This is a genomic window from Companilactobacillus paralimentarius DSM 13238 = JCM 10415, assembly GCF_001434985.1.
Classification (GTDB): Bacteria; Bacillota; Bacilli; order Lactobacillales; family Lactobacillaceae; genus Companilactobacillus; species Companilactobacillus paralimentarius.
Map to the genome: position 1 here is coordinate 1 of NZ_AZES01000007.1, position 11,907 is coordinate 11,907.

General features: G+C 34.7%; 10 protein-coding genes. 9 read left to right on the plus strand and 1 reads right to left on the minus strand.

Going from position 1 to position 11,907, the window contains the following annotated elements:
* Positions 1-68 precede the first annotated feature (68 nt).
* Positions 69-2,240, plus strand: coding sequence for a DNA internalization-related competence protein ComEC/Rec2 (locus FD33_RS00310; protein WP_268870507.1), 2,172 nt, complete (start codon positions 69-71; stop codon positions 2,238-2,240).
* Positions 2,206-3,228, plus strand: a complete 1,023-nt coding sequence (gene holA / locus FD33_RS00315) for a DNA polymerase III subunit delta (protein ID WP_227005185.1) — start codon at positions 2,206-2,208, stop codon at positions 3,226-3,228. Before FD33_RS00310 ends, holA begins: the two co-directional genes overlap by 35 nt.
* Before the next feature lie 77 nt (positions 3,229-3,305).
* Here the strand turns inward: holA and rpsT are convergent, their stop codons facing one another.
* Positions 3,306-3,554 (minus strand): 30S ribosomal protein S20, encoded by a 249-nt coding sequence (rpsT, locus tag FD33_RS00320; protein ID WP_025085884.1) that lies wholly within the window; start codon positions 3,552-3,554, stop codon positions 3,306-3,308.
* 215 nt (positions 3,555-3,769) lie between these two features.
* Between rpsT and rpsO the strand changes: the two genes are divergently transcribed.
* The 7 genes from rpsO (at position 3,770) to yihA (ending at position 11,817) form a co-directional block, all read left to right on the plus strand.
* Positions 3,770-4,039, plus strand: coding sequence for a 30S ribosomal protein S15 (rpsO, locus tag FD33_RS00325; RefSeq protein WP_056955653.1), 270 nt, complete (start codon positions 3,770-3,772; stop codon positions 4,037-4,039).
* A 173-nt stretch (positions 4,040-4,212) separates the two neighbouring features.
* Positions 4,213-5,910, plus strand: coding sequence for a ribonuclease J (locus FD33_RS00330; RefSeq protein WP_056955654.1), 1,698 nt, complete (start codon positions 4,213-4,215; stop codon positions 5,908-5,910).
* A gap of 36 nt (positions 5,911-5,946) precedes the next feature.
* Positions 5,947-6,894, plus strand: coding sequence for a tetratricopeptide repeat protein (locus FD33_RS00335; protein WP_025085882.1), 948 nt, complete (start codon positions 5,947-5,949; stop codon positions 6,892-6,894).
* Positions 6,895-7,099: 205 nt separating this feature from the next.
* Entirely contained in the window at positions 7,100-8,290 is a 1,191-nt protein-coding gene (tuf, locus tag FD33_RS00340; RefSeq protein ID WP_054643611.1) for an elongation factor Tu, read from the plus strand.
* Between the two features lie 223 nt (positions 8,291-8,513).
* A complete protein-coding gene (gene tig, locus FD33_RS00345) occupies positions 8,514-9,800 on the plus strand; it encodes a trigger factor (protein WP_025085881.1) in 1,287 nt (428 codons plus the stop codon).
* 139 nt (positions 9,801-9,939) lie between these two features.
* Positions 9,940-11,187, plus strand: coding sequence for an ATP-dependent Clp protease ATP-binding subunit ClpX (clpX, locus tag FD33_RS00350; RefSeq protein ID WP_025085880.1), 1,248 nt, complete (start codon positions 9,940-9,942; stop codon positions 11,185-11,187).
* Between the two features lie 48 nt (positions 11,188-11,235).
* Positions 11,236-11,817, plus strand: coding sequence for a ribosome biogenesis GTP-binding protein YihA/YsxC (gene yihA, locus FD33_RS00355; protein ID WP_025085879.1), 582 nt, complete (start codon positions 11,236-11,238; stop codon positions 11,815-11,817).
* The last annotated feature ends 90 nt before the right edge of the window (positions 11,818-11,907 follow it).

Sequence of the window (11,907 nt, forward strand, 5' to 3'; positions counted from 1 at the left end):
TTTTTATTTTGTCATTTTTCTAAAGTGGCTAACTTGATTATAAAATTCGCCAAAATAAATTATTCATTATTTTTTTACTATTATTAATAATAAGAGTTGCCTTGCTTAAGAATAAAAATCTTAATTTGTTGATTATAGCTTTATCTGTAGTATTTGCTGGACGTTGCTGGTTAATAAAACCGCCAGTGACTGTGCCACAAATTCAGAACGGAATAGTAGCACCAGATTCAATTGCAGTTAATGGAGATTTATTGACGGGAGAATTACAAGCTGATCGAGAGACAGTAAAGTTTGTTTATCAAATAAAAACACAACGTGAACAACAGTATTGGAAAAAATTAGATCACATGGTTCAGGCAAAATTGGAAGTTAAGAAAATAGAGCCAATAGCTCAGCCACGTAATCCTGGTGAATTTAACTATGCTAAGTATTTAACTAAACAGAATATTTATTATCAGGTAGAAATTACGAAGTTTAAAAAGCTTATAGAATACCAACCACGAAATTTTAAGGATAGAATAAATATTTTACGAATTCATATCATTAAATATTTAGCACAATTACCAAAATGGCTAAGAATACATGCTCAGAGTTTGATAGTTGGTTACACTGATTCCTCAGATAAAGATTTTTTAAAGATTTTGAGTTCTTTGGGAATTATTCACCTTTTTAGCTTATCAGGCCTACACGTGTTAATAATTCTGACCCTAATTAGAAAATTAACATCTTTTTTTAAGATTCCTCTAGAACTAGTTGATACGTTAATGCTATTTTTGTTGCCAAGCTACGGTATTTTAGTTGGTTCGAAAAGTGGTATTTGGCGAGCAGTTGTTTTGGCAATGGTTGGAATCATATTTAAAAAATTTGATTGGTCATTGAGTAGTCTTGATGTATTTAGTGTGACATTGTTGATATGCATGTTCGTTGATCCACGGGCTATAACAACTATGGGAGGTCAACTTAGTTTTCTGTTAGCTTTTGCTATTATGTACTTGTATAAAAACACTAAATTCATTTGGATGACATTAAAAATGAACTTGGTCAGTCTACCAGTAATTTGTTTTTATGTTTATCAGTTTAACTGGTTGACCTTATTGATCAATCTGATTTTTATTCCTCTATTCACTTACGTGATATTACCTCTAACCTTTGTTTCGGCGCTATCAGTTAATTTAAAAATTTGGAATAATATAAATAATTTATTTGGAAGTATGTATAGTCTTCTAGATTATTTTTCTAGTAATACCAAGTTTATGTTGGTGACGGGTAAGCTAGATACTTTAACAGTTGTTCTATTGGTGATAATAAGTATCTTTTATGTTGAAAGTAAAAATATTCTTAATAAGTATTTATATCAATATTTAATCATTTTTATTTTTGGTGTAACAATCAATAAATTTCCTTTGAGTGGATCAGTAAATATAATTGATGTAGGTCAAGGAGATAGTATTTTAGTAACAACACCGTTAATAAGAAAAACTTTTCTTATCGATACAGCGGGCAAATTAAAATTTATGACTAATCCTTGGGCTAAAAGAGACAGTAGCAATCAAGTCGAACATAGTACGATTCCTTTTTTGAAATCGCAAGGTATTTCAAAAATCGATAAACTCTTTTTATCACATAAGGATGTTGATCATATTGGAAATTTAGAAATTTTATTGAATAAATTTCCTGTTAAACAAGTTAATTTTGGGATTGGCTTGGATCAGAACTTGCGAATTCAAAAAGTTATTCAGGATCATCCGGAAATTGAATTCAAAAGTCGTCGTCAAGGGGATGTTATAAAGACCGGTTTCATAAATTGGCAAGTTCTTTGGCCAAAGGCGAAAGGAAAGGGAGAGAATAGTGATTCTCTTACTTTATTAGCGCAGATTAAAGATAAAAAATGGCTTTTTACAGGGGACTTAGATATTCCTTCGGAACAAAAAATATTGAAGGATTATCAATTCAAAATTGATTATTTAAAACTAGGTCATCATGGATCAAAAACGGCAACTGGGGATGAATTGTTGGAAAAAACACAACCTAAATTAGGTTTGATCTCGGCTGGAGTTAATAATCGCTACGGACATCCCAATCATGAGACTCTGCAACGACTGGAAAATCATCATGTAAAATATTTAAATACGGCTGATTATGGTATGATATCTTGGTATTACGATTTTTTCGGTAATAGAGAAAAGATAACAACTTTTTTAAAGGGTGACTCGTTTGAAAATAGCAGAATTAAAAAGTAATTTAAAACAAGGTAATTTGGGCAATGTCTATTTGATTACCGGTGCAGAACAAGTTTTTATTAAGGACATTCAAAAATCATTTAAAGATATCATGTCGCCTGAAGAACGAGATATGAATTTTTCTAGTTTTGATTTGGAAGAGACACCTTTAGATGATGTTATTAATGAGGCTATCTCTGCACCATTTTTTGGTGAACGAAGATTAGTTTTCGCTCAAAACCCTTATTTTTTAACGGCAGAACGAGCTAAGAATGCTGTTGAACAAAATACAGATTTACTATTGAGGTATATTCAAAATCCTACACCTTCAACAATCATGGTGATCTTTGCCTCATACGATAAATTGGATGCTCGAAAAAAGATCGTTAAACAGTTAAAGAAGATAGCAACGGTGGTTGATGCTGGTCAAATGGAAGGGCCAGTTCTAACTAGAACGATTCAAAATGATTTAAAAGCTGACGGTTATCAAATAGATGGGGAAGCTTTGGATTTATTAATAAACAAGACTAAGAGTAATTACTCTTTAATAACGAATCAATTGGTTAAATTAAAGATGTATGCATTACAATCAAAGAAGATTGATAAACAGGCAGTGGAAGAATTGGTACCACAGTCATTGGAAGACAATGTTTTTGATTTGATGAATCAAATCTTGAGCAAAAATATTTATCAGGCTGAAGAACTTTACCACCAATTCTTGTTACAAAAAATTGATCCGATACTCTTGATTGCTATATTGATGTCCCAATTGCGTCTTTTGATTCAAGTTAAGGTACTAACTGAAAGAGGCTTAACAGAAGCTACGATTTCTAAAAACCTTAAATTACATCCTTATCGAGTAAAATTGTCACATAGACAATCTAAAAAATTGATTATGAAACAATTAGTAATTATGTATCAGGATTTGGTGAATCTAGACTATCAAATTAAATCAGGACAAGGAGACAAGGAATTACTGTTTGATTTGTTTATAGCTAAATTTGCATAGCAAAAAGGAGTTCAGAATAATATCTGAACTCCTTTTTTAAAAGAAATAAAAAAGCAACCAATAATAGGTCGCTTAGATTAATTCAATTTAGCAAGTCTTGACTTATCGCGAGCAGCTTTGTTAGCCTTGATTAGACCCTTAGCTTTAGCCATGTCAATAGCACGAACTGCTGTTCTAAACATATCTTCTTTGTTGTCAGTGTTGTTAGCAGCTGAAGTTTCAAAGTTTTTGATAGCTGAACGCATAGCGCTCTTTTGTGAAGCATTGCGAAGAGTTGCACTTTGTGCAGTCTTTACACGTTTCATAGCTGATTTAATTTGTGGCATCAATTTCACCTCCGATTACCTAGTAAGCTTAAAACTCAATACATAGAATTATACATAATTAGCTTTGGCAATGCAATGAAATGTCGATTTTTTTTACACTATTGCAATATTACTCATTATGTAGTAAATTAGTTAGTTGTGTTAACCATGCTCTGTTTGACGAATCACCAACGCAGACATAGTTTGGCTAAATATATAAGGAAAAGGTGAATGAAATGGCTATTTCAAAACAAAAGAAAAATGAAATTATCAAGCAATACGCACGTAAAGATGGAGACACTGGTTCTCCAGAAGTACAAATTGCTGTTTTAACTTATGATATTAATTCTCTAAATGATCACTTAAAAGTTAACAAGAAAGACCACCACTCATATGTTGGTCTATTGAAGAAGATTGGTCACCGTCGTAATCTATTGGCATACTTACGTAACAAGGATGTTCAACGTTACCATGATTTGATCAAATCATTAGGTCTACGTCGTTAATATCAATTTGAGAAGTTTCCCATTTGGGAGGCTTCTTTTTTTTCGCTTTTTTTTATATATCGTCTCGCGTATGGTAGAATAACAAACAGGTATAGCTTAAATAGTCTTAAAAGACTTAAAAATCACAATAGGATATTATGATCTATGCTATTTTAATGAAATGAGAGATGAAAATGAGCAAAAAAATTAAAATAATTTTGTTAAGTGGCGTACGTGAAAATGGAAAAAATATGTACGCGGTAGAAGTAAATGACGAGATCTATATTTTGGATATTGGTTTGCAATATCCTGATAATGATCTTTATGGAATTGACGTTGTCGTACCAGATATGACTTACATCAAGAAGAATATTGATAAAGTGGTGGGTATTTTCCTATCACATGGTCATGCAGACGCAATCGGAGCTTTGCCATACCTAATCAGTGATTACGACATTCCTGTATTCGGTTCAGAAATGACGATTGAATTAGCCAAGATTGTTTGTTCAAATGACAGCCGTAGCAAGAAATTCTCAGACTTCCACGTTATCGATGAAAACACAGCTATTGATTTTGAGCAGGCTTCAGTTTCATTCTTTAAAATGACTCACTCAATTCCTGGTTCCTTAGGAACAGTTATTAAGACTGAAGAAGGCCAAATCGTTTATACCGGTGACTTTAAGTTTGATCAAGCTGCTGTACCGGTTTATAAGACTGATTATGGTCGCATTGCTAAAATTGGTAGTGAACGTGTTTTAGCTTTATTGAGTGATTCTGCTAATGCTGAATCCCCTTATGAGAATTCTAACGAACGTGATATCTATGAATATATTTTGGATACATTCAGTTACCATAATGGTCGTATTATTGTGGCTCAAGTGGCCTCAAATATTCAAAGAATGCAACAAGTTTTGGATGCTGCTGACAAGACAGGAAGAAGAGTTTTCCTATCAGGAACAGATGCTGAGAAAATTGTTAAGACAGCCATGAGCTTAGGTTATTTGAAGATTAGTAATAAAGAACTGATCTTAAAACCTAAGGAATTAAAGGGCTTTGACAATAATAAATTGGTGGTTGTTGAAACTGGCAAGATGGGTGAACCGGTCAAGGTTCTTCGTAAAATGGCTAATCCAGCCGCTAAGACAAAGTTTCAAATTGAAGAGGGAGATTTAGTATTTATTGCTACGACTCCTTCACATGCTATGGACACAACTGTTGCCAAAGCTAGAGATGCTATTTATCGAACAGGTGCTGAAGTTAAAGCTTTGAGTGATGATAAACATTCATCAGGTCATGCCAATAAGAGTGACCTACAATTGATGATTAACCTCTTGAACCCAGAGAATGTTATTCCTATTCAAGGGGAATATCGTCTTTTGGATGCCCATGCAAGAATTGCGCATGAAACAGGTATTCCTTATCAAAATATTTTCCTTACTAAAAAGGGAGATGTCTTGAATTACGAAAATGGTCAATTCTATCAAGCTAAAGCTGTTGATGCCGGAGATACCATGATTGATGGAAAAGGCGTTGGCGATATTGGAAGTATTGTTCTACGTGACCGTGAATTATTAGCTGAGGACGGTGTTTTCATTGCGGTAGCTACAATAGACCGTAAAAAGAAGAAAGTTGTTGCTAAGCCTAAAATTACGGCTCGTGGATTCGTTTATATGCGTGCCAGCCGTGATCTTTTGAGCGAAAGTTCAGATATCATTGTTAAAACGATTGTAGACTATATGCAAAACAGCAAAGATTTTGATTGGTCTGATTTGAAGCAAGATGTTCGCGACAAGTTAAATCACTTCTTGTATGAACAAACTAATCGTCATCCGGTAATCCTTCCTGTAATTATGGAAGTAAACCAGAATAGACATAGAAAAGCCAAAAAATAAACTGATTTAATTAGTTAGATATTGTTGAGGTATTGTATGGACGACTCAGATAATCTAAAAAAAATTATTGATCAGGCGGAAGAGGCCTTTGAACAAGGCGTTTGGTCTGAAGCAGTAGATTTATATACGCAGGCATATGCAATGCAGCAGTCATTCTCAATTAACAGGGGGTTGGCTGCTTCTTTGTTGAATCAAAAAAGGCCTGGTGACGCTGAAGCTGTAATCTTAGATTATTTTAATTATTACCTCAGTGAACCGGAAACGGCTGAATTAGCTTTAGATATTATTCTAGAAAATAATGACTTTCTATTAGCTAATCAAATGTTAAATTTTTATGACATAGAGACATTGCCACATATCAAGCCAGAATTTGTGGAGGATATAACGAAACGAATAAAAGTTGCTGAAGATCGTCATGAACGTTCTTTTAAACCAGAGAAGAATCAATTGTCAAAAAGACTATATTCTATCGTTACAGAATCAACTCCGAAACAAATTCAGTTGTTAAGAAGTTTGCGACAATTTAACAAGGATGATTATGTGAAAAATGCAAAAATTTTATTAGTTAATCCCTTGCTACATCCGCTTTTGAAGAGTGAAGCATTAGAGAATTTATTAAAGCTTGGAGTTGACGAAACTGTAGATATTTCATTCTACGGTGAAAATAAAACTTGCAATCCGAGTGACTTAATGCCTATTATGTCAACTGATGTCTATTTGAAAATGTGCGACGAATTAGAAAAATTATTAACTGACGAAAATGATTCTCAACTCGAAAACTTTAAAGGTGAGTTGTCACTATATGCTGCATTTGTCTATCCGTTTGGGGATGAAATAATAAAAAGTCCAAGACTCTGGACAAAAGCCATGCTTTTAAGGTATCGTTTAGTTGATGAATCACAAATAAGTGATAATCAGGGGTTGAAGGAAGTAAATAATTGGCTGAAAAGGTTCGATGAACTAATAAATGCCTTCCAAGAGTGAAAAAAAACAACTTTTTTCGCTTTGAGTATTTACAATTTCGTTTACTCCCCGTATAATCCAAAGAGTATATTTTTAGTCGGTGATTTGCTTTGAATTACTTTGCTTTCACCTCTGAAAGTAGTATAATTTTTCAGTAAAGAGTCGTCTAAAGAACATTTTCTTTGGATCAATCTTATGAAATGAAATTTTAGGAGGATTCTTTGTAATGGCAGAAAAAGAACATTATGAGAGAACAAAGCCCCATGTAAATATTGGGACAATTGGTCACGTTGACCACGGTAAGACTACTTTAACAGCTGCAATCACTAAGGTATTGGCTGACAAAGGTTTAGCTAAGGCTGAAGATTATGCTGATATCGATAAGGCCCCAGAAGAAAAGGAACGTGGGATTACTATCAACACAGCCCATGTTGAATACGAAACTGAAAAGCGTCACTATGCACATATCGATGCTCCAGGACACGCTGATTACGTTAAGAATATGATCACTGGTGCTGCACAAATGGATGGTGCTATCCTTGTTGTTGCTGCAACTGATGGTCCTATGCCACAAACTCGTGAACATATCTTGCTTGCTAGACAAGTTGGTGTTGAATACATCGTTGTCTTCTTGAACAAGACTGATCTTGTTGACGATCCAGAACTAGTTGATCTAGTTGAGATGGAAGTTCGTGAACTTCTATCAGAATACGATTTCCCAGGGGATGACATTCCTGTTATCCGTGGTTCAGCTTTGAAGGCTCTTGAAGGTGACCCAGAAGAAATCAAACACGTTGAAGAATTACTTGATGTTGTTGATGAATACATCCCAACACCAGAACGTGATAATACAAAACCATTTATGATGCCTGTTGAAGATGTCTTCACTATCACTGGTCGTGGTACTGTTGCATCTGGTCGTATCGATCGTGGTGAAATTAAGATTGGTGACGAAGTTGAAATCGTTGGTTTGAAGCCAGAAGTATTGAAGTCAACTGTTACTGGTCTAGAAATGTTCCGTAAGACACTTGATTTAGGTGAAGCCGGAGATAACGTTGGTATTTTACTACGTGGTATTAACCGTGATCAAATCGAACGTGGACAAGTTCTTGCTAAGCCAGGTTCAATCCAAACTCACAACAAGTTCAAGGGTGAAGTTTATATCATGAGTAAAGAAGAAGGTGGACGTCATACTCCATTCTTCTCAAACTACCGTCCACAATTCTACTTCCATACAACTGATGTTACTGGTGTTATTGAACTACCAGATGGTGTAGAAATGGTTATGCCTGGTGACCAAGTTACTTTCGAAGTTGACTTGATTGCTCCAGTTGCTATTGAAAATGGTACAAGATTTACTGTTCGTGAAGGTGGCCGTACTGTTGGTGCCGGAGTTGTTACAGAAATCTTAGACTAATTTCTAAGTGGTAATGATAATTAAAAAAGAGTTGGTTAATCCAGCTCTTTTTTTTATGGCTATTTTTTATGACTAAGATATTTAAAAATCGTAAAAAGTGTCATATAATATACAAATGATGTCTTAAAAAACCTATTAAATAACGTCAAATGTTTACAATATCACCATTTTAGGGTAATATTACAAAGTATGAGATCGTTGAAATACCGGAGGGATAATATAAATGTCTGCTAAGGCTAAATTTACAAAAAAAGAAAACAATACTGGTGAATTAAAATTTGAAATTGACCAAGATACAATTAAAAAAGGTTTAGATACTGCTTTTAATCGTGTTAAGAAGAGCTTAAATGTTCCTGGATTCAGAAAAGGAAGAGTTCCTCGCCAAATCTTTAACCGTATGTACGGTGAAGAAGCATTGTACGAAGATGCATTGAACGCTGTTCTACCAGATGCATACCAAAGTGCTGTTGATGAAACTAAGGTAGAACCTGTTGACCAACCACAAATCAGTGTTGAATCAATGGAAAAAGACAAGCCATGGGCTATTACTGCAACTATTACAGTTAAACCAGATGTTGAACTTGGTGAATACAAGGGCATCGAAGTTAAGAAACAAAAACGTAATGTTATGAAGGCTGATGTTGAGGATCGTCTAAAAGATCTTCAAAAACAACAAGCTGAACTTGTTCTTAAAGACGGTAAGGCTGAAAAGGGCGACACAGTTATTATTGACTATGTTGGTTCTGTTGATGGTAAAGAATTCGATGGTGGTAGCGCACAAAACTACTCACTTGAATTAGGTTCAGGTTCATTCATTCCTGGATTTGAAGATGCATTGATTGGTCATGCTGCTGATGAAGATGTTGACGTAAATGTTACATTCCCAGAAGATTACCAAGCTAAAGAACTTGCTGGTAAAAAGGCAATCTTCAAGACAAAGATCCATGAAGTTAAATCAAAAGAATTACCTAAGTTAGATGATGACTTTGCTAAGGATGTTGATGAAGACGTTGATACACTTGAAGAATTGAAGACAAAACTTCATGATGAAATCAAGGATCAAAAGAAAGAAACTGCTGAAGAAAACATTCAAGAAGAAGCAATTGCTGGAGCAGTTAAGAATGCCAAAATCGATGACATTCCACAAGCTATGATTGATACAGAAGTTGACAATCAATTGAACCAATATTTGGCTAACCTACGTCGTCAAGGTATCGATCCTAAGTTGTACTATCAAATGACAGGTACAAATGAAGAAAGCTTGAAGAAACAATTTGCTAAGGATGCTGAAGAACGTGTAAAGACTGACTTAGTTATCGAAGCAATTGTAGCTAAAGAAAACATCAAGCCAACAGAAGACGAAATTAAGAGTGAAGTTAAGTCACTAGCAGATGAATACAAGATGGAAGAATCCGCTGTAAGAAATGCACTTAGTGATGAAATGCTTGCTCATGATATCGGCGCTAAGAAGGCCATCGAATTGATCGTTGACTCAGCTGTTGAAAAATAATGTTTTTGTGAACTAAGATAGGGGAAGCCACTGGGCTTCCTTTTTTTGTAAAAACAATGGCTTCAAACTAATTACTTTACTCAAAGTTATTACAATGCTAGACTTTCAAAGTAATTGGAACTATTGAAGGAGAATAACTATGTTTGATAGTACAGAAAATACTGGCACAATTAGCTGTTCGTTCTGTGGTAAAACGCAAGATCAAGTTAAGAAAATTGTTGCTGGACCAGGTGTGTACATTTGTAATGAATGTATCGATTTATGTAAAGAAATCATTGATGAAGAATTAAATGATTCAACTCCAATGGATCTTGAAAACATTCCAACACCTGTAGAAATCAAAAAGATTCTTGATGAATATGTAATTGGACAAACTGATGCGAAGAGGGCATTATCAGTTGCCGTTTATAATCATTACAAGAGAATTAATAAAATGGAACACCTTAAAGATGGTGAAACAGAGTTACAAAAGAGTAATATTGCTTTAATCGGACCTACCGGCTCCGGTAAAACATTCTTGGCTCAAACTTTGGCTCGTATTTTGAAGGTACCATTTGCAATTGCAGATGCTACAACATTAACTGAAGCTGGTTATGTTGGTGAAGATGTTGAGAACATTCTTTTGAAACTTTTGCAAAATGCTGACTTCGATGTAGATAAGGCCGAACATGGTATTGTTTATATTGATGAAATCGATAAGATTGCTAAGAAGAGCGAGAATGTTTCCATCACTCGTGATGTGTCTGGTGAAGGTGTTCAACAAGCACTTCTAAAAATTCTTGAAGGAACAATTGCTAGCGTGCCACCACAAGGTGGTAGAAAGCATCCTCAACAAGAGTTAATTCAAATCGATACAACTAATATTCTCTTTATTGTTGGTGGTGCCTTTGATGGTATCGAACAAATCGTTAAGAATCGTTTAGGCGATAAGACAATAGGCTTTGGCGCTGAACAACAAGCAACAATTGCTGAAGAGAAGAGTTTGATGCAACAAATTATCCCTGAAGATTTGATGAAATTTGGTATTATTCCTGAGTTTATCGGTCGTATTCCAATCGTAACAGCACTTGAGAAGCTTACAGAGAGTGATTTGGTTGATATCCTAACAAAGCCAAAGAATGCTCTTATTAAGCAATACAAGGAACTATTAAGCTTGGATGGGGTCAACCTGATCTTTACTGATGGTGCTTTGAAGGAAATTGCTAAGATGTCAATTGAAAGAAATACTGGTGCCCGTGGTTTGAGATCCATTGTTGAAGAAACAATGCTCGATACTATGTTTGATATTCCGGGTCGTGATGACGTTGAAAGTGTCAAAGTAACTAAAGAAGCAGTTAGAAAAGTTAAAGAACCAGAATTGATTCTTAAAAATGGAGAAGTTGCCTAGTGGGCAGCTTTTTTTGTTTATGGTAAAATTACTTCATTGAGGTGAATTATGCAGGTAAATAATGTGTCAATGAATTTGAGTGCTGTAAGCTCAAAACAATATCCAAGTGAAGGTTATCCAGAAATAGCCTTATTAGGCCGCTCTAACGTCGGAAAGTCTTCTTTGATAAATACTCTTATCAATCGTAAAAGCTTTGCTAGAACGTCTAGTACGCCAGGTAAAACGCAAACTCTTAACTTCTATAATATTGAAGATCAACTGTATCTTGTCGATGTCCCAGGATATGGATTTGCTAAGGTCTCCAAAAAACAACGTGAAGAGTTCGGAGTGATGATTGAAGAATATTTAACTACTCGTGATGTTTTGAAAGGGGTAGTCATTTTAGTTGATGGTCGTCATCAACCAAGTGAAGATGATATTTCAATGTATCAATTTGTTAGTTATTATCATATTCCTACGTTAATCGTGGCTACGAAGATGGACAAGGTTAAGGGAAATCAGTGGAATAAGACTATTAGTCAAGTTAAAAAAGCAATGCAGATCAATCAAACCGATGGTCTACAATTATTTAGTTCTGATACCAAGTATGGTAAAGAAGAAGTTTGGGACTGGATTGAAAAACATATGTAACAAAAATAGAGATAGTAATCATGACTTGATTATTATGGCTGTTCGTCAAATCAAGTTGATGGCGGTTCAAGTTAACAGTTAGACCATAAA

Coding starts and splice junctions, on each gene's coding strand:
- rpsO (WP_056955653.1), top strand. CDS start 3,770: ATGGCTATTTCAAAACAAAAGAAAAATGAAATTATCAAGCAATACGCA.
- rpsT (WP_025085884.1), bottom strand. CDS start 3,554: ATGCCACAAATTAAATCAGCTATGAAACGTGTAAAGACTGCACAAAGT.
- FD33_RS00330 (WP_056955654.1), top strand. CDS start 4,213: ATGAGCAAAAAAATTAAAATAATTTTGTTAAGTGGCGTACGTGAAAAT.
- FD33_RS00335 (WP_025085882.1), top strand. CDS start 5,947: ATGGACGACTCAGATAATCTAAAAAAAATTATTGATCAGGCGGAAGAG.
- clpX (WP_025085880.1), top strand. CDS start 9,940: ATGTTTGATAGTACAGAAAATACTGGCACAATTAGCTGTTCGTTCTGT.
- tig (WP_025085881.1), top strand. CDS start 8,514: ATGTCTGCTAAGGCTAAATTTACAAAAAAAGAAAACAATACTGGTGAA.
- yihA (WP_025085879.1), top strand. CDS start 11,236: ATGCAGGTAAATAATGTGTCAATGAATTTGAGTGCTGTAAGCTCAAAA.
- tuf (WP_054643611.1), top strand. CDS start 7,100: ATGGCAGAAAAAGAACATTATGAGAGAACAAAGCCCCATGTAAATATT.